The organism is Ignavibacteriota bacterium, from assembly GCA_016218045.1.
GTDB lineage: Bacteria > Bacteroidota > Ignavibacteria > SZUA-365 > SZUA-365 > JACRFB01.
Window position 1 is genome coordinate 1 of sequence record JACRFB010000012.1, and the last position, 19,301, is coordinate 19,301.

The window sequence follows — 19,301 nt, forward strand, 5'->3', positions numbered from 1 at the left end:
TGGCAAGACGCCGATGCAGACCTTTCTCGATTCCATACCGCTTGCAAAAGAAAAACTCCTCGATACATTACCAACATCTTTTGAGTCTTCGAATAAGACAGACCAACCTACCGTCTGTCAGGTCTAATCGTAGCTAGTACACGTGATGAGAGCAGCGTTTGTCAGCGTTGAAATGCTGCTTCCAAGTTGCTGTACACCGGTCGTGCAACGCGGACACCGTGTCAGGGAGGTGGGAGAGTCGGTTGCCTGTGGCGGAGCACGGGATCATGTCATCGGACTGTATTTCTTCCGACAGGGAGCGTGTGTCGGCAGATTGTGACACTGTGCGCACTGCCGTGGAATGTGTACTCCGCTCAGTATATCACGGAACCGGCCAGTGCAACAGACGTTTGTTACGTGCGGAATCCGTTCCGTTCAGAGGGGAGGGTGTTTTGCCGGGCTTGGTGGAAGGGATGTGCGGGGCACTCTCTCTGCATACATATTCAAACAACCGTTCGTCGCTTTGTATTGCTGCATTGTCACCCACGCCGCGCTGTTTCGCTTCATACATGCACCGATACTACGATGCAGCCCGTCTTTTGATTCCATCACCCTTGATCTCATTCAAGATCAGGGTCGTAATTCATCAGGCCCCATCATCAGGGTTGTACAGTTGGGGTTGGCCGCGACATCAATTTGGGTGATGATACGTGCCCAATTAAATCAAACGTCAGCCTTCACGCTGGCGGTTTACCGCGCCGCCTTCTTGTAGTGCTTTGTCGTGCTTGATACTTTCCCTCTTCCTCAAGCAGCACCATCTGTCTTGTTTCTTCTTGGGTGGCAATCAAGTCAACTCGTGTCACCTTTGCGTTGGATCCATTCGCTAGATTGCATACCACGTCTTCAAGGATAACGTTGGCGTCATCCGACGCCAAAGCTGAGAGAATCCTTCGAACGACCTCGACCGGTCTTCCCTCAAGAAAACGGAATACCGAGGCCACCAAATAGTCTCTGCGTAGATCGAACGTCATCCATTTGCGACCCAGCGCCTCTGCGGTAAAACCTGTTGTATTCGATCCCCCGAAGATGTCAAGCACCGTATCCCCTTCGTTCGTTAACATCTTGATAAAGAATGCCGGCAATTCTGCTGGAAACCGCGCTGGATGTCGTTCCAGACCGAATTCCTTACACAGCCAAAGATAGGATGAATTACTGTCGGTATTCGGGATACTCAGCAGATTCGACGGTATCGCGCCGCCGTTATCCTTACCGAAACCGGCGCTAATGTCGTGCCCTGATGGGCGCTTCTTCGGTTGATAGAAGCTTTCAGGGTCTTGAATCAGTTTCTTCATTCTGTCGGAGTACGGTGCGAGCACTTTCCGAACGTCAGCCTTTGGGAAGTCGGTCTTACTGAACCACCAAATCGTATTGACGGAGTCTTTTGCGCGAATCTTCCGCTTGTTCACCCACTCGATGGGAGAGGGGAGTTTTGCCGGATTGAACCAATAGAAATCCTCGGCTAAGTGAAAACCCACTTCGTCGCAAAGCGTCAGTAGCACTCGAAAATTGTATAGCGAACGAGATGGCACCCCTGCGCGATACGCCCCTCCAAGGTCAAGTACAAAACTTCCAGTCTGTTTCAGAACCCTGAAAACTTCCTTGGCGAATGGCACGATCCACGCCACATACTCGTTCTCCTCAACATTCCCATACGATTTCTGCCGCCTCAGTGCAAAAGGAGGTGAGGTCATCACAAGATCGACGCTTTCGTCTTGGAGTTCACCCATGAGCGCGAAAGCGTCTCCTACAACGGCACGACCATATCGGGTAGTGTATAATGGTTGGGATTGCATCCTAAACCTCGGTCAGCCCATCAACCCAACTATCCAGAATCTGCCATAGAACGCAGGCAGCGAAATAGACCTCTGGATCGGACTCTTGGATAGCTTCAATATCGCTCTTGGAAAATCGGGCCTTGCCGTATCCAAGAATGTAGCTGATCCATCTTCTGAGATTTGCATCCGCAGATACGATCACGGAGTTCAAATCGAAACCGCCTGATCTAGCGAGGACCCATGAAATGCCGTCCCTCTGGTCAGGTGAGCATTTCCTGAGCAACTCGGCGACACTGTCGACTTGGGGCCCCGTGATTTTGAGTAGCGCTCTGGCTGCCTCCGTCTTCACGTCAAGTGCATTCGAGTTGAATGCGTCCACCAGTGCGCTTGCTGCAGTGCGGGTGGCACATTGTCCAAGTGCCCAGGCCGCACCTGCGCGCAGTTCTTCATCTCTCGTTGCATCGCGTAAGATCTCGATAAGGAGGTTCTCGCTCCTGATATTCGGAATTTCAGAGATGACAATGACAGTTTCCAATTGAGTCTCAAGGGGGACATCCAGCACTGCACTGCGCAGCTTACTCTCGATGAACGCCCATCCTTCGGGATAGTTATGTGCAGCAAGTGCAGCAGCTGCCTCAAGTTGTACGTAGATGTCTTCTTCGGCGTGGATAATTCTGCCCGCTAGTGCAGGACGTGCAGACAAGTAACCTCGGTAGCGTAATGCCTTGGCGGCGGCATAGCGCTCGCTCAAGTTGATACTGGTGAGCTTGGCTACGAAAAAGTCTTCATCAACCGAGGAAGGGCGGGCAACGGCGACTGCTACTGGAACAGCGGCTGCAACGATCTGGTTTGATTCTACCGTATCCCCAACACGCACCTGCGGCTCCAGCGTGTTCTCCCCTTTGTTACGAACCAACTGAACGGTCTGAATATGTCCAGTAGGAGAATGTGTCAACCTGATTCGCTTTTCCGACACCTCGGTCACAGTTGACGGCTGGTTTGCTATTGCAGCCGTCCAAATTACGCGGATTTCTGAACCTTCCTCAACCCCCTTCGGCGTAGTGATGGACACGCGCTTTTGAGTAAATGCGTCGCGTAAGTCCTTTACCTTTACGAACTGTACCGGTGAGACGCGTGTCACATCGATGGGGGACTCGGCGCTCTGCTGGAAGACGACAATCGAAACGAAGTCATCGTCGCGCATTCCCGCATCCCACGCGCGCTTCGGGTCTTTCAGCGAGTGGGACATCGAAATTTCCGGCTTGGTCTTGCCTCTGGATTCAAAACGCAGTCCCGTCTGGAGGCATAAAATGTCGGGTACACGGACGCGTTTGATCTTGATCTTCTTCCAAATCTTAAAGCCGGTCGAGCCGCGTTCCAACTCAATCGGCTTAAAACCAAGCTCCTTCAGGCGGTCTATTGTTGCATTCGTCCCAGCGGCACCCACTGCAAGTTTTCTTAGGAAGCTATCATCACTCTTGAAGTTTGCCGCCACCATACCCCCTGCACTCTCGTATTCTTGCCTGTAGTTTCGTTGTGTTATTTTTTTCGCGTGATCGCGGTGAAAGTCATGACAACCATATCCGTGTGGTTTATCCCTGTAGACACACGTCAAAGTGTCAGCAGACGCGAAACGCAGCACCACAGCACCTTGATACGATGGCTCACCTACTTCGATCGTTTCGAGGAAGATAGCCACAGGTGCTCAAGTCCTTCGATTCGATGTTCCGAATCTATGGACGAGTTTTGTTGTTTACAATGCCACTGTGAGAAATAATCGAGTCAGCGAAACGGCCTGCGAAACGCGGGGTGATTGATTCATCGTCTTCCCCCGCCCGCGCACCTGCGGCGCTTCGGGGGGCAGGCCTTCTGAACTCCCAACTCAGCAGTATCATCGCGCTTTCCCGCTAGCGGGACTCAGCGAGACACTACTTAGATGTGCCGCTCCGTCTTCCCAGTACCCAGTTCCCAGTACCAAGTACCCAGTGTCGTCGCACTTTCCCGCTAGCGGGACTCAGCGTGACACTACTTAGATGTGCCGCTCCGACTTCCCAGTACCCAGTGCCGTCGCACTTCGACTTCGCTCAGTGAGACACTACGTTGCTGTCTCGCTCTCCCATGTCCGAACTCCGAACTCCCAACTCCCTACTCCCAACTCCCCACTCCCGACTCAACAGCTAGCGCAAATCGGTCGAGAGAATGAACCGCAGTATCCGATTGTTCTGTGTATCTGCGACGTAGAGCGTTTTGTCGAAGACGGCGATGCCTTCGGGGGCGTTGAACTGTGTGCGGCCACCGAAGGCCTGTGTGATAAAGCCGGAGGAGTTGAAGCGATACACGCTGTCGGTTTCGGCGTCAACGACAAAGACGTTGCCCGCGGCGTCGACGGTGATGTCCTCGGGGCGTTTAAAGAGGGCGGGGCGCAGGAAGTCGATGGCGCCGTCGCGCGCGGGGGTGTAATACGATTCCCATTGCGACACGTCGCCGGTGGTGCGCATGGTGATCCACTGCGCGCGGAACAACGCGTTGCTGCCGCGTTGTGTGAAGAGGAAGTCGCTTGTGCGCCGCGGGAAGGTGGCCAGGGCCGTGGGGCGTGTGATGGCGGTAAGGCCCGTGCCGTCCACATTCAGCAGCGGCCAGGTGACACGTGGCTGCAACACACCGTTTTTATCGAAGAGCAACACGGCATCGTCGGGATCGACGATGCTGCTGTTGTTCGGTCCGGTGCGCGCCACGTAGAAACTGTTGTCGGCCAGCACGCCGATGCCCGTGTAGCGGCGCTGCGGCGCGAGCGGATCGAAGTACAGCCGTGTCACCGCCGCGCGGGTGATGTTGTGTGAGGCCGCAACCATATCGAGCGCGTACACGGCGCCGAAGGTGACGGTGGCGCCGTCCACCAGCGTGTCGAACTCCGCACACACCAGCAGGCGCAGGCGGTAATCCTGCGCCATCGCCACGGGATTCCGTATTTCGCGCGACGCGCCTATCACGGCGCCCGCAAGATCCATCATCACGATACGGTTGTTGCCCGCGTCACACACGTACAGGAAGGGCTCGCGGCCGGCCAGCACGTCGGTGGGACGGTTGAAGCCGGTCCACACGGGCTGCTGCAGCACGTAGGAGGTGTCGCCGTACTGCGCGCCCGGTTTGGTTTCCCCGAGGTCGTCGAGTTCGAAGGGATCGCCGCATCCTGTGCCGAGGGCAAGCAGGAGGCAGACGGCGGGGAGCAGTATAGGGGAGTATCGGCGCATCGTGGCTCAGAATCCGAGTGTCAGGGAAAGCCGGTGCACCGCGTCGAGCGTCTCGTGTGCGGTGAAGGCGTAGTCGAAGGCGGCGCGTGCAAAACCGACGGAGGTGGACATACCCGCGCCTAGGGCGAATTGTTCCTCGTCCACATTGATCTTGTAGCCGCCGCGGAGGTGGAAGAGTTTGCCCCAACTGTACTCGAGTCCCAGCGACACGTTCTCGCTGTTGTCGTTCGGGTGATTGAGCTGCACGGAGGTGGTGAGGCGGTGTGTGTCGTCCTCGTAGGGCTCGAACGCAAAACCGATGCGGAACAGGGTGGGCGGCGAAAATTCCTGGAACGACGACACCGGCGCGCCGCGCTGTGGTGTCACGGTGCCTTCGGGCGACACGTTGCCGCCGAAATTGGTCACGGCGACCGAGAACCGTGTGCTGCCGAGTCCGGTGTGATAGGCGGTGCCGAGATCCAGCAGCACCGCGCGTGTGTGCAGGCGGTCGATGGTCTCCTCCACATAACGCACCGTCGCGCCGAACGAGAACTGCTGCGTGAGCGCGCGCGCGTAGGTGAGTCCCACGGCCATGTCGCCGTACGAGAAGTAACGGCCCGTGCCGCCGGGTTGTGTCTCGGTGGTGATCTCCATGTCGTCGGTGGAAAGCGAGGTGAACGACACACCGACGGCGTCGGCGGACGACAGACGGTACACCGCGCCCACAAACGCGTGACGCAGATCGACAAACCAGGAGGTATGGGAGAAATGGACCTGATTCTCGGCGATGTTGGCGATGCCGGCGGGATTGTAGTGCAGCGCCGTCGCGTCGTCCACCACGGCCACGGCGGCTTCACCCAAGGCCGCGGCGCGTGCGCCGACGCCGATCTTGAGGAATTGTAACGACGAGATGCCCGCGCGCTGTCCGCCGAGCAGGGGAATGACCTGCGCGCGCGTGGGGGCCGCGGCGCAGCACAGGCACACGAGAAGGACGGGGAGGATGTGTCTACGTTTCATGGGCGCCGGCGTCAGAAGGTAAGGGAGAATCCGGCGCGGATGTTGCGCGGCGCGAGGTAACGGGCCGTGTTGTACGGATACGGATTCAGCGGGGCCTGCAGATCGGGGTACAACGGATCGTTGTACGAGCCGGGAGTCGGATCGCCGTATTCGTAGGCGCGGCCCGTCACGGGATTGATGATGGTCGGATTCTTGCGGTCCAGCAGATTCGTGATCTCCACCTGCAGCGCCAGATCGAGTCCCCACACACGGATACGTTTCTCGAGATTGACATCGATCCAGAACCAGTCGTCACCCACAGCGCCGTTGAGCCGCGAGCGGTCGCGGTCGTACACGGGACGTCCGCTCAAGGGATCGGTACCGATCTGCAGTTGCGGCGTGTAGCGTTTGCCGGACTGATAGAACAGCCGCACATACAGCGACACATCGTCCAGCCCCGCTACGCCGAACAGCGGTGCATCTTTTGCGACGAGGAAGTTCGTCCACAGCGAGGCCTGCAAGGGACGGTCCCAAATCACATAATCTTCCTTGATCGATTCCTCGAGATCGCCACGCTGCACCAGCGCGCCCTCGTCGGCCGAGGAACTCTTGCCCGTCGCCAGCGAATAGGTAAGCGACGCGCCGCCGCGCAGCCAGCGGCCGATACGTTTTTTGTACTCGGCCTCCATGCCGCGTGTGCGCGCGTAATCCTGATTGACATAAGTGATGTACGATCCGCCCGCGAAGCGGCTGCTCGTGATTTTTGCGGAGCGGGTGGACACGTAGTCGAAGATGTCGCGATAATACGCGGTGAGGGTGAACACGTCGTTTTCGGTGAACTGATTGCGCAGACCCAGTTCATACGACACGGTGGTTTCGGGATTCAGATCGGGATTGCCGAATTTCTGGAAGGTGGATTTGGCGGACACCGGATTGAGTTTTGCGTACACAAACTGCGGCCGCGGCAGCTTGGTGAAATGTCCGTACGAGAAAAACAGCGTCTGATTGTCGCTCACGGGATGCGAGATGCCGAGGCGCGGACTCACACGCGCCTTGAAGCGGCGGCCGAAGAGTCCGAAGGTGTTGTCCATATACGAATCGCGCACGCTCTGCGGTATCGTCACGACGTCGGGATTGGCCACCGCGTCGTCGACAAATTTGCCCGGCATCCACCAGTCGAGCCGCGCGCCCACGTTGAGGATCATGCCGCTGAAGTTGATGTTGTCCTGCGCGTAGAAGGCGCCGCGCGCGGGATACACTTTGTACACGTCGTTGTTGAGTCCGAGTTCGCCGATCCACGGTTTGTAGATGTCCACCACCTGCATCTCGCCGAAGGTGGCCTCGAGACCGGCCTTGAACTTGTTCTTTTCGGTGAAGGCGCTGGTGTAATCGCCGCGCAGGGTGTATTCCTCCACATGGTGATCGTGCCAGGTGAAACCGTTGCCCGTGTCCCAGAAGCCGTCGCCGGGAATCACACCCACGGTGTCGCGGTCGAGGTTGTAGTATTCGACGGGGAAACGCACGAGGTCGCGCGGTTCGGTGTACGAGCGCCAGTCCTTGCCGTTTGCGTCGGCGCGCAATTGCGTGAAGAAACGGCTGAAGCGGATCTCGTAAAACGACTTGGTGTCGATGGTGTGCGTCCAGCTCAGTGAATGGAAAATGGTGTTGTGTGTGTACGTGTTGGCGCCGTCGAGGATGTTGACAAATTCGTAGGGGAAGCCGGGGCTGGGTTCCACGTACTCGAGATTTGTCTGCAGCGACTGCGAGTTCTGATTGATGGAGACGGACTGGTTGTACGAGTAACGCAGCTTCATCGTCGGCGCGACGGCCCAGGTGAGTTTGCCGAGCCAGTACCAATTGTTGTCCTGCCGCGGCGCAAATCGTGTGCCGCCGAATATCGACGAGTTGAGCTGCGACGCGGTTGCGACGCGGTAGGCGCCCGTTTCACGTCCGCCCGATATCACGGGCACGAGGCGTGTGAAACCGTCGGAGAGTCCGGAGTAAAAGCTGGTGAAGAACGAGAGTGTGCCGGGCAGATCCACACCGATCGCGGGCAGCAGTGTGCTGGTGATGGGTTCGGGTCCGCTGAGTGTTGCCTCGCGTATGTCGGTGTTCCAATTCGAGCGCGAGTCGCTGTTGAAACCGAGGTCGTCGCGTTTCCACGAGAAGGAGCCGCGGTAGCGGTCGCTCGCGTCGCGTGTGGTGACGTTCACGACGCCCGAGGTCGCCTGTCCGAACTCGGCGTTGAAGCCGCCGGTCATGACTTCGATTTCCTCGATCGAGGCCGCGCTGAGCTGCAGGCCGAAACCCGTGCCCGCGAGCGGATCCTGCACCGACACGCCGTCGAGCAGAAAGGCCGCCTCGTGTGAACGTCCGCCGCGAATGTGGATCTCATTGTCCGATTTTACTACGCCCGTCTGCTGCGACACGACGTCGGTCACGTTTTCTATCACCGCCACCGCGATGTCGTCGGCCGATACGGTGCGGGAACTCGAGGTCTGTTCGATGTCGAGCAGGGGTTTCTCGCCGATGATCACCACTTCCTCGCTGAGCGACAGCATGGTCTCCTCGAGCGAGAAGTCGATACGTGTGGCCTTGCCCGCGCTCACCGTCACGCCGGTCTTCTGCACCTTGGTGTATCCGAGCAGCGACACGTCGAGTGTGTATTGCCCCGGATTCATGTCGCGTATCGTGTAACTGCCGTCCACCTTGGTCGAGGCACCGTAATAGGTGCCCTTCACGAGCAGGTTCACTCCGATCAGCGCCTCGCCCGTCTTTGCATCCCGCACTGTTCCCGTGATCGATCCCTTTTGCGCGTAGAGCGGCATCGCGAGTGCGAGCGCGAGTATGATGAGCAGGGGGAGTAGGGAGTGGGGAGTGGGGAGTAGGGAGTTGGGAGTAGGGAGTTGGGAGTGGGGAGTGGGGAGTAGGGAGCGGAACAACGACCCGGTGTCTCGCTGAGTCCCGCTAGCGGGAAAGCGCGACGGCACTGAGGAGTTGGGAGTTGGGAGTAGGGACGAGGGACGAGGGACGGGGGAGCGGAACAACGACCCGGTGTCTCGCTGAGCGAAGTCGAAGCGCGACGACACTGAGGAGTGGGGAGTGGGGAGTAGGGAGTGGGGAGTAGGGAGTAGGGAGCGGAACAACGACCCGGTGTCTCGCTGAGCGAAGTCGAAGCGCGACGACACTGAGGAGTGGGGAGTTGGGAGTAGGGAGTGGGGAGTAGGGAGTAGGGAGCGGAACAAGGACTGAGTGTCTCGCTGAGCGAAGTCGAAGCGCGACGTGGACGCTGTGTCTCGCTGAGCGAAGTCGAAGCGCGACGTGATTTGATTGAGGCAGCGTTTCATCGGGCGCCGAACTCCTGGGTGAAGATGCGCGAGATGACGTCGCCGGTGTTGCCGAGGCCGTCGAAACGATTGAGCGGTATGGAGAACAGCACAAAACGTTTGTCGCCGCTGCGTACGGCAACGACGGGATTGCCCTGCCAGCGTGTGTCGCTGCCCAGCCGGTACAGGTTCCGCGCGTTGATCTTGCGCGAGAGTCCGCGCACAAACGCCACGGGCTGTCCGCGTGTGTCGCGCTTGAGCTGTGGATAGCCGGGCGATTCGGTATCGGGCTCGAGCGGCGTGTTCATCGGAATGAACTGTATGGGCACGGGCGCGATGCTGTCGACCGGTGTGAAGTCGGTGATGCCTCCGCGCGGATCGACGGCGCTCTCGGGAAACGACGCCGTGTACAGCACGGTTCCGCCGGCCTGCTGATACTGCGGCAGCGAGAGCTGCGCGAGGTCGAGCGTGGGATTGTTGTCGCTGTACCAGATCACGTGTTTAAAGAGTTTCAAGGTCTCGATGAAGGTCGGATTGATGTAGGGCGGCACGTTGACACCCTTCTTTGTGGATGTCGCGCCCGCGCGCACGTCCAGCACGTCGGCGTTGCGGAAACGTCCGCCGAGCAACGTGTCGGTGATGGTGCGGTAGAATTGTCCGGTCTCGTCGATGGGACCGTAATCGTCCACGATAAGCAACTCGGTGCGTGGGAGGCGGACCTGCCACACATCACCCTCCGCGGGCATACGCACGATGCGGCTTTCGGCGCCGGCGATATCGACGGCCTTGATGTAGAACACGTTTGCGCCCTCGCGTATGCCGTCACGCGCGAAGAGGGTGAGGAAGGTCTGCGAGCGTGGCAGCGTCTTCCACGATGCGGCCGCAACGGTGTCGTTCAACGCGTAGCGGTATTCGCGTATCGATTCGTCGCCGTCAAGATCGGTGCCGGTCCACGCAAACGATGCCACGGGAAATGTGGTGTCGGGCACATCGGATCCCTTCACAAACTGCACCACGGGCGGAGAGTTCCGCACGGGGATACGCAGCTCGGCGGGTGTCGGATCGGCGAGGCCGAGATCGGTGAACGATTCGGCTGCATCCCTCACGCCGTTTTTGTTTGTGTCGCTGTACGGTTCACCCGGATCATACACGCCGTTGCCCTGATCGTCCACCGCGCGCACGCGGAACACGTAGGCGCTGTCGGTGCCCGAGAGGGTGAGGGCAAAGACGCTGTCGTTTTTTGTGGTGAAGCTCCATGTCGCGCCGTCGAGACTCACGAAGTAGCCGCGCACGAGGCCGTCGGGATCGTCGCCCCACCAGTGCAGGTGCTGCCTGCTCGGCGTGGTGCGTAATGTGCTGTCGGGCACAAGCGACAGATGTGTCTCGGGCGCCAGATTGTCCGCGCCGGGTCCGCCGGGTGTGTCGGTGCACGACACCAACAGCAGGGCGCAGCCGAGTGCGAGCACTAGCTGCCGCATGGTGACTGTGAAGGGTGCAGTGTGTGTCACGTCCGCTCCCGCGTCACTGTGCAAGCAGCATGTGCAGTGTGGAAACACCCTTAGCGTTGCGCAGGCGCGCGATGTAGAGTCCCGAGGCGCAGGCGCGGCCTGACGCGTCGGTGCCGTCCCACTGCACGATGTGTGTGCCTTCACTCACCGTGCCCGAAAGCAGCACCGCGATTTCGCGTCCCATCACGTCGTACACACTCAGGCGTACATCACCCGCGCTCGGCGCTGTGAATCGTATCGACGTGGACGGGTTGAACGGATTCGGGTAATTGCCTTCAAGGATCCATGTGCCGCGTGCCGGAGCCGTTTCACCGATGGCGCTGGGCCGTAATCCGCGGCGGTACCAGATCGGATAGATGCCCGAGGGAACAAAACCCTGCGGCGCGCCCAGCGCCGTGACACGGTCGGCCGCCACATCCACGGTGTAAATGGAATCACGTCCGCTGCTCGACAAGGCGCTCGACGAGAACGACACGACGCGGTCGTCGCCGCGATACGACGGCGTGCCGGGTTCTGTGTGTGCGACGCGCGCGATGAGGCTTACCTCGTCCGTGAGCAAGTTTGCTGCTGCGATAGCACCTTCGTTGCTGCCGTTGTCTTTCGCGTCGAAGACGATCACGTTCTGCGAATTGCGCGCAAACGTGGCGTTGCCGAGATCGATGCCCGTCTCCTGCGGGAACAGGCGATAAATAGTACCGGATCCGAAACTCGTGTTTTTGGCATCCCACACCGACAGGAGGTTGATCTCCCAGAAACCGATGGGCGCCGTGCCGACGGTGATTTCGTTGTACACGTCGTACAGCAGCGAGGTGTTGTCGGGACTGAAGTCCATCGCGTCGGGATATTTCGCCACGTCGGGGAGTCCCTCGCCCGAGTATGTCGGGCAGTACAGAGTGAACTCGCGCGCGTCGGGTGTGGCCGCGCCCAGATCGATCACGTAGATGCTCGGTTCCTGCAGCAGCGAGGTGAGCGCAAGCAGGCGCTTGTCGCGGCTCAGCGCCAGCGAACCCCAGATGCCGCTGCTGTCGATGATCTGTTCGTTCGGGGCAGCCGGATCCAGACTCACCGCGCGGATGTTGCCCTCGAAGTCGATAAACACCGCGACGCTGCCGTCGTCGGCGACGGACGGCCGCGAGAAAACGGGCGTGCTCGAGATGGATGTAAAATCGCTCGGTCCCGCGGGCGGCTGTACCGTCCACAGGTACACAGGATCACTGACGTCGGTGCTGACAAAGAGCAGACGATCCGCGCCGTTGACGGGCGGAAGATCCGCCGGCGGACGTGTGCCGCTGCCGTCCACGATGCCGACCTGATCACACGCAGCCGCACACGCGGCGCTTTCGGGAGATCCCGTGCCGTGCAACTCGTCGGCGCTGCGTATGAGGGCCAGGCGGAAATCGACAAAACGCGACTGCATGGTGAGTTTGGTCGTGAGGGCGCGGTACAGGATTTTTTCTGCCTTCTCCCTGCCTATCGATTGCGATAGCAGATATGCCGCGTGATTCGGGATGCCGCTGTTCACATGTACGCCGCCGTTGTCCTCGGCGTCCGACAGTACCACAAATTCGTTCATGTGTTTGGGCTGCCAGGCGGGCGAGCCGCTCGAGGCGCCGTTGTGCGGGTCGGCCATGTCGCGCAGCGCGCCCGAAGGGTATGGCGTGCCGGTGCGGACCACGTCCTCGCCGATGCGCCAGTCGTCGCGGTCCACCATCGCGGCGAACATGTCGCTGAAGGCCTCGTTGAGGGCGCCGGACTGGCCGAGATACATCAAGCCCGCGCTGTGTTCCGTGACGCCGTGTGTCATTTCATGCGCCGCAACATCGAGTGCTCCGGCGAGCGGCTTGAAGGTGGCGCCGCCGTTGCCGTACACCATCACGCGGCCGTTCCAGTAGGCATTTTCCATCGGCTGCCCGTTGTCGGTGGCATTGACGATCGAGATGATCGTGCTGCCGCGGCCGTCGATGCCGTTGCGGTTGTGCGTGGCGCGGAAGTACTCGTAGGTGTCGCCCGCGAAGGCGTGCGCCGACACGGCCGAGGCATCGGTCCATGTGTTCGAGGCCGAGGTCACGTGACGGACGGAGGCGAGGTCGGTGTTCTGCGCGTCGAGTGTGAGAATGGCGCCCGCGGGTCCGTCGGGTATTGTGCTCTCACCCGCGCGGTACATGGGCCGCGAGGCGTCCAGCATGTAGTAGTTGCCCTGATGCAGATACACATCGATGTCGCGGGTGCGTCCGAGCAGATCCGTGGCGCTGCCCTTGGCCGGACCATCGGCGCACGCGGCATTGTAGCGCAGCAGCACGCGGCCGTCGAGCGCGTCGACAAACACGATCCAGCGCGACGAGGCGGTGGGCGTGAATTCCACCTCGTAGGCGAGCGCCGCGGCATCGGAGGCCTCGCGCGCAAAACAGACGAGCCGTGCCTCGTGTTCAAAGCCGGGTGTGTTGGCCCCCGGCAGCGAGTTGTGCGCGGTCACCATCGCGTTGTACCGTGTAAGCGCGGGTGTGACGGAACACACGGGCGTGGGCCGCGTGCGTCCCATATACAGCACCAGGTCGCCGCGCGCGCTGAACTGCAGCACGGCCTCGGAACCCCACACGGCGACGCCGTTGTGATACTGCGCAAAACGCGCGTGGGACGCGCCCGATTCATCACGCGTGAGCGAGAGAAGACGGAATTCGTCGCTCGCGGCGTTCAACCGGAACAGTCCGGCAAAATCACTGAAGAACTGCGCGGCAACCGCCTCCACATCCGCCTCGGCGGCCTGCGAGTATCCACGCGCAAGCACGGGGGCCGCGATGCTGATGGGCAGCGCGCCGCGCTCGTCCCACGACACGCGCAGTCCGGCCACACGTCGCGCGATGCCGTCGTAGGCGAGGATCTGCGCGGGCGTGAGTCCGCGCGCCGCGCGCAATTCCGGACGCCGCGAGAGAACCTCCGACGATCGTGTCCATTCGCGCAGCGAGGCGCCCACCTTCTCCGCGGCGGCCGCATCGGCGGTGCCGTGAAAGGCCGCGCGGCGCTCCATGATGCGGCGTTTAAATGCCGCCGGCTGCTGGGCGGGCACGGAGGCGGCAAACGTCGCGAGCAGTGCCAGGATCAGGCCCGGCCGCGCGGATGCGAGGAAACGAAGGATGTGTGTGTACATGTCGGTGTCTCTCCTCGGCGGACGAATCCGTCCGGCACGTCTATCGGATAAAACGGTCTTTAATTCTGTTGTGTGTGCGCGGCGAGTGTGGAACGGAGCCGTTCCACCAGCGGCCGCAGCGGCGCGGGGACGGTGTCGGGATCACTTTCCGTTCCCGGCCAGGACCAGGTGTACACCCGCTCGCCGCGTTCGATGGTCAGCGTGGTGGTCATGTTTCCCGTGTCCGCAAGACGCAGATCAAATATGCCCGCGCTGTCGATCAGCGACGTCAGTGCGCGCAGCTCGTCGGTGTGCAGGCGTCCGGCCGGACGCACGGCGTCCTTCTTGCCGTACAGGCCTTCCCACCGCGTCACCACACCCCGCGCGTCGATAACCGCGCCCGTGTGCATGCCCGAAAATCCTCCGCCTGTCGAGAGGCCGACGACGTACGGGCTCGCGTAGTCATCCGCTCCGCGGGTGCCGTGGCATGCACACGCGGCCATCACACAGGCGACGGCCGCGGTGCATATGCCCAGGACAAAACGACGATACGGCATGTCGCCGGTCAGCGGATGATCAGCGATCCGCGCAGCAGCGCGGAACCGGCGAGAAGCTGGTAGTGATAGACGCCCGGCGCGAGCGACGCGGTGTTGAAGGGCACGCTGTACTGGCCCGGACGCGTCTCACCCTCGAACAGTGTGACGACGCGGCGGCCGAGCGCGTCGAACAGCGCAAGGGAGGCGCTGCCCGTTTCCGCTGTCTCGAAACGCAGCGTCGCGACTGATCCGGCGGCGACGGGATTCGGATAGCTCGCGTGTAATGTGGCGCGTGCGGGGCTGGCCGGTGTGTACGAGATGCCGGTCACGCCGTCGAAATCGCCCGCGTTGCGCGGCTCGAGTTTGTAGTTGCCGAAGTTGAAGAACATGATGCCCGTCAGCGAGGCAAGGCGTGTGCCTTCCTTCAACAGTGTGAGCGTGGTCTTGCTGGAATCGGTAGTGTACACTTTTTTCCACGAACCGAAATCGTCCACACGCATGTCGCCGCTGCCGTCGGTCACGAGGAATTCGCCGAAGTTGCTCCCGGCGGGTGCGTCGGCATTACGTGCGGTGACGGTGAGCGTCGCGAAGCGCACAAGCATGCCTTCCCACTGTTCGGCGTCCGGCGTGCCGTCGGTCACCACGCCGCTGCGGAAGGCGCCGGTCGTGAGATTCACGGGTGCGGGCACCGCCGCGGTGCCGTGTTTGGTCACAACTGTCGCGTCGATGATCGCGGTGTTGCCGTTGGTGGCGCTGCTGTAGCCCTCGGCCACCTTGCCGCTGACGGTCACGTCCTCGCCGAGCGCGAGTGCGCGGATGGCCGCGTCGCCGCGCACCATGATGCCCGACCAGGGGGCGGTGTCGTCCATGATGTACACGAGACTGAGCGATGTCGAGTCGGCTGCCGACACGACGGTGCCGCGCACGCTCACGGTGGCGTCGAGACAGCCCGGCGCGCCGTCGCTGTACGGCGTGTACTGGATGTCGCGGATGCGGGTCGCGCCGTTGCGCACGATGAAGAACGGACGCGCCTTCGCGCCGGCTGCGGGATACAGCGCCGATTCATTCTTGTCGTCGGTGGCTTTGAGGGTGTACCAGATTACCGCACCGTCGGCCTGCGCCGGAATCTTTCCCGTCGCGAGTTTGCTGGTGGCGTCCCATGTCATCGTTACTTTGCCCAGACTCGTCGCGCCCTGGCCGTACTCGAGTTCGGCCGTGGCGATGCTGCCGCCCGGACGCGCGGTCTCGACGGTTGCCGTGACGGTCACTTCCTGCGAGGAGGTCGGGATGCCGATGTCGCGCTTCAGACCACGGATGGTCGGCGGGAAACTGCCGAGCACGATGTCGCCGGGATAGATCGGGGCGATGACGATGCCCTGGCCGGAGCTGGTGATGACGCCGCGGATGTAGGTGAGCTGTGTGCCCGCGGGAGGCGGTGCCCAGTTCGGATCGAATCCCTGTGAACCACCGCGGAAATACACGCTCTGATCGTACACGCCGATCGAGTTGCCCTTGCCGTCGGTGACTGTCCACGTGTAGCGTCCGGTCGAGGTGTTTTTTGTCACCGTTCCGACGCTCGCGTCCTTGATCACCACATACGCGCCTTCCCACTGCTGCGATGCGGGAATGAAGGCCTTCGGGTCGCCGTTGACGAGGTCCGTGATCTTGATCTCTGTCGGTTCCGGACGGCGCGGTTTGGTGTCGAGCACCTCCACCTGGCGGTCGGCATTCCACGAGGCGATCTTGCCGATCTCGAACTGTGTGGTCGAGAAATACTGTGTCACAACACCCGTGATGCGCACCACGAAGCCCGTGTCGACGGCCGTGAGCAGCGTGCTTGCGGAGGCGACGGAGTCGGACGCGCGCACGTTGAGGCCGCTCCATGCGCCGCCGTTCTCATCGACGATATACATCGTGTTGGCGTTGCCGAGAGCAAAAAGCAGCGGACCGCCCGGGCTGATGCGCGGCGCGGCGATCACGATGCCGGTCACGGTGACGGTGTCGCCGACGTACAACGAATTCTGTTTGCCCGCATTGAGCGAATCGTCGGGAACGTACTGCAACTGTTTGATGGTGAGTGTGTCGGAACGGAGCTGCGCAGAGGTGGTGAACGTACCTGCGAAGCACAGGACCGCGGCGAGAAGAAGACCGGCGCGAAGTTTCATGGAGTTTCCTGTGTCGTTGTCGTGAGGATTATTTGATGATTGCGAATTTTCCGCGGGTGATGTCGCCCGTGTCGAGATTTTTGACGGTGAAGAGGTAGAGGCCCGTTGCGACGGCCTGATCGTTGTCGGTCACAAGATCCCACGCGTGTTCGCCGCCGGCCAGAATCTGTGTGCCGTCGGCGTAGCGCGAGAACCACTGCACGTCCGATCCGGTATACGTTGCCGCATCGTGCGACAGCGTGCGCACCAGATCGCCCGCGAGCGTGTACACGCGTATCTCGGCGCGCGCGGGGAGATTGGCAAAGTAGATTTTCCGCTGCCGCTCGCCGCCGCCGTCCCACACGGCATTGGCGTAATAGGGATTCGGATACACGCGCGGTTCGCGGCCTGCGGCGTCGGCCGGCGTGGTGCCGGGGAAAATGCGCCGCGCGTTCTGCAGGCGGCTGCTCTCGAGACTCTCGACGTTGTTTGCGGGATCGCCGCCGTCGAAGGCCGTGACCGAATAGAGGTACTGCCAGCCGTTGAGTTGATTGGGAATGTGGAATCGATACCAGTACTCGCGCGGATCACCGTCGAAACGTATCGGCGCGGGCAGACGTACGGCGCCGAAACCGGTGTTGTAGAAGACGGTGTTGCCGGGCGTGTCGAATTCTCCGATCAGGACCAGCTTATCGCTTAATGCTCCTCCCGCGGCAAGATCCGCTCCGGCGTTCGAGCGGTAGATGCGGTAGCCCTCGAAATCACGTTTCCCCGAAATCGGGTCGACCGAGGACTCGGCGTCGCGGTCCCAATACACGGTGACGCTGCGGTCGCCGGGAACAACACGCACGTGCGGGGCTGTCGGCGGGGCAGGGAGCACAAACCGTGTCAGGCGGCCGTCGCCGTCGAGGTCCTCGCCCGGATCAAGCGTGTTGTTCCGGTTCTTGTCCTCGCCGTCGTAGGCCTGCTGCGCAAAGGTCCATGCACGCATGAGATTCACCCGCGCGTTGTCGGTGTCGAGCGCGGTTGCCTCGGCGCCGTATTTCTTCGCGCAGATCACCGCGTACACAATCTCGGTCGATTCGCCCGGAGCCAGCGAACGGAAGGGTCCGGTGGAGAGAAGCACCGAGCGGTTCGAGGGCGACTTGAGTCCGGGCAATTCCGACGCCGGCAGCGGCACACTCAGTTTTTCATAGCGCTCACGATCGGTCGCGGGCGAGAAGTAGAGCGGATCGGTGGTGTTGCGGAACTGCCAGGTGTTGAAGATGCCGTTGCTGCCCGGCGAGCCGCCGGGGAGGGTTTGCAGCGGCGTGCTGCCCAGCAGCGACAGGCCGATATACGAATCGGTGAAACCAGGATCGCCGTCGACGTCGAACTCGTACGCGAGGCGCGCCGAATCGATGTAGCCGTTGCCGCCGCGCGCAAAGTACGCGCTGCCGCGCGGAGGACTGATGTTGGTGTTCCGCACGACCATGTCGAGCCAGATGCCCGTGTACACGCTGTCAAGCTGTGTGGTCCCGGTGTTGCGCACGATGTAGCGCAGAAGGACAAAATTCTCCGCGAATGAGAAATTCCACGCATAGGCCTCGAGCCGCACTTCCACACCGAGAGGATTGTCGTGATCGGGTATGGGGGTGCTTGTGCCGGGCACCACGGTATTCGAATCGGTGAAGACCGCCACAAGATCCTGATGGCTCACAGCCGTCGTGCTGTAATAGCGTGAATCGGGCAGGGTGGATCGTTCCTCCATCCTTGCCCCGGGTGCGTTGGTGAATTCGAATCCCGCGGCAATGTCGCGCACCGAACTCACGTCCACCGCGCCCGTGCTGACGAAGGGTCCGCGTCCCGCCTTGAAGGCGCCGATCCAGAAACCGCCCTCGAAAATGTGCTCGATACCCGATCCGGCCGGGTATTCGCAGTTCGGCTGCTGCGGCCAGCGGTTAAAACCGTGTCCCAGTGTGCCGAAGTTCGACAGAGTCAGGCGCAGATTGCCCACGTTGGTGAAATGGGATTCGTCGTCGTCGAGGGCCTTGCGCAGGCCCGAGGGACGTCCCTGTTGTGCGTGCAACGTCACCGCTGCAAGCAGCAGCAGGACGGGCAAAAGGGCGGCGGCACGGCGCCGGAGGGGTGTCGTTGGTTCTGGAATCAAGGAACTGATATCGGAGAGAAAAACGGAGGTTGCATTCACGTGTTTCGAAGCTGAAAGCTATACACAGGGGGGCTGAAAAACAAGGCGGGAGAACGGTGAATCACCTCAATTATACTTCCTCACTCCGGCTCCCTGTCCATCGCCGCCGTTTACCCTGATTCGACGCGGGCGGCGCGAACCGCCGAAATCAGCACAAAGGGTGAAAAATATTCAGCGGCACAGGTCCGGCGCCTGTTCACGATCGTTTCGGCTTGAAATACCTTGCGAAAAAATCGGCCGTATAAGCTCAAAGAAAATAAGACGCATTTCATGTCCGAATATTACAGAATTGTGTGTTCTTCTATACGACGTAATCTTTGGTACGGGAATTGAAGCAAACGGTGGTGGTTTGGGTTCACATTTTGCAACAACGGAGACGGGCAGTTCCGCGTCGAATGCTTCAACAAGGCCTCATAATATCAGAATTGTTTACAC

Annotated in this window: 10 protein-coding genes; all 10 read right to left on the reverse strand. The window is 60.8% G+C overall.

Annotated elements, in window-relative coordinates; all coding sequences use genetic code 11:
• Nucleotides 1–716 precede the first annotated feature (716 nt).
• Entirely contained in the window at nt 717–1,832 is a 1,116-nt protein-coding gene (locus tag HY962_03385; GenBank protein ID MBI5645950.1) for a site-specific DNA-methyltransferase, read from the reverse strand.
• Between the two features lies 1 nt (nt 1,833).
• Nucleotides 1,834–3,513 carry a HEAT repeat domain-containing protein gene (locus HY962_03390; GenBank protein MBI5645951.1) on the reverse strand — a complete coding sequence of 560 codons (1,680 nt, stop codon included), beginning with the start codon at nt 3,511–3,513 and terminating at the stop codon, nt 1,834–1,836.
• 478 nt (nt 3,514–3,991) lie between these two features.
• Nucleotides 3,992–5,065: a hypothetical protein gene (locus HY962_03395; protein MBI5645952.1), complete on the reverse strand. Its 1,074-nt coding sequence runs from the start codon at nt 5,063–5,065 to the stop codon at nt 3,992–3,994.
• A 6-nt stretch (nt 5,066–5,071) separates the two neighbouring features.
• Entirely contained in the window at nt 5,072–6,061 is a 990-nt protein-coding gene (locus HY962_03400; GenBank protein ID MBI5645953.1) for a PorV/PorQ family protein, read from the reverse strand.
• A gap of 11 nt (nt 6,062–6,072) precedes the next feature.
• The gene (locus tag HY962_03405; protein MBI5645954.1) at nt 6,073–8,868 is read right to left on the reverse strand and encodes a TonB-dependent receptor; all 2,796 of its coding nucleotides are present in this window, start codon (nt 8,866–8,868) and stop codon (nt 6,073–6,075) included.
• Between the two features lie 515 nt (nt 8,869–9,383).
• Complete coding sequence (locus HY962_03410) at nt 9,384–10,874, reverse strand: hypothetical protein (GenBank protein ID MBI5645955.1); 1,491 nt, start codon at nt 10,872–10,874, stop codon at nt 9,384–9,386.
• 13 nt (nt 10,875–10,887) lie between these two features.
• Nucleotides 10,888–14,019 (reverse strand): M4 family metallopeptidase, encoded by a 3,132-nt coding sequence (locus HY962_03415; protein ID MBI5645956.1) that lies wholly within the window; start codon nt 14,017–14,019, stop codon nt 10,888–10,890.
• A 59-nt stretch (nt 14,020–14,078) separates the two neighbouring features.
• Nucleotides 14,079–14,555 (reverse strand): hypothetical protein, encoded by a 477-nt coding sequence (locus HY962_03420; GenBank protein MBI5645957.1) that lies wholly within the window; start codon nt 14,553–14,555, stop codon nt 14,079–14,081.
• Nucleotides 14,556–14,563: 8 nt separating this feature from the next.
• Nucleotides 14,564–16,699: a T9SS type A sorting domain-containing protein gene (locus HY962_03425; GenBank protein ID MBI5645958.1), complete on the reverse strand. Its 2,136-nt coding sequence runs from the start codon at nt 16,697–16,699 to the stop codon at nt 14,564–14,566.
• A gap of 28 nt (nt 16,700–16,727) precedes the next feature.
• Nucleotides 16,728–18,827: a hypothetical protein gene (locus tag HY962_03430; protein MBI5645959.1), complete on the reverse strand. Its 2,100-nt coding sequence runs from the start codon at nt 18,825–18,827 to the stop codon at nt 16,728–16,730.
• Nucleotides 18,828–19,301 lie beyond the last annotated feature (474 nt).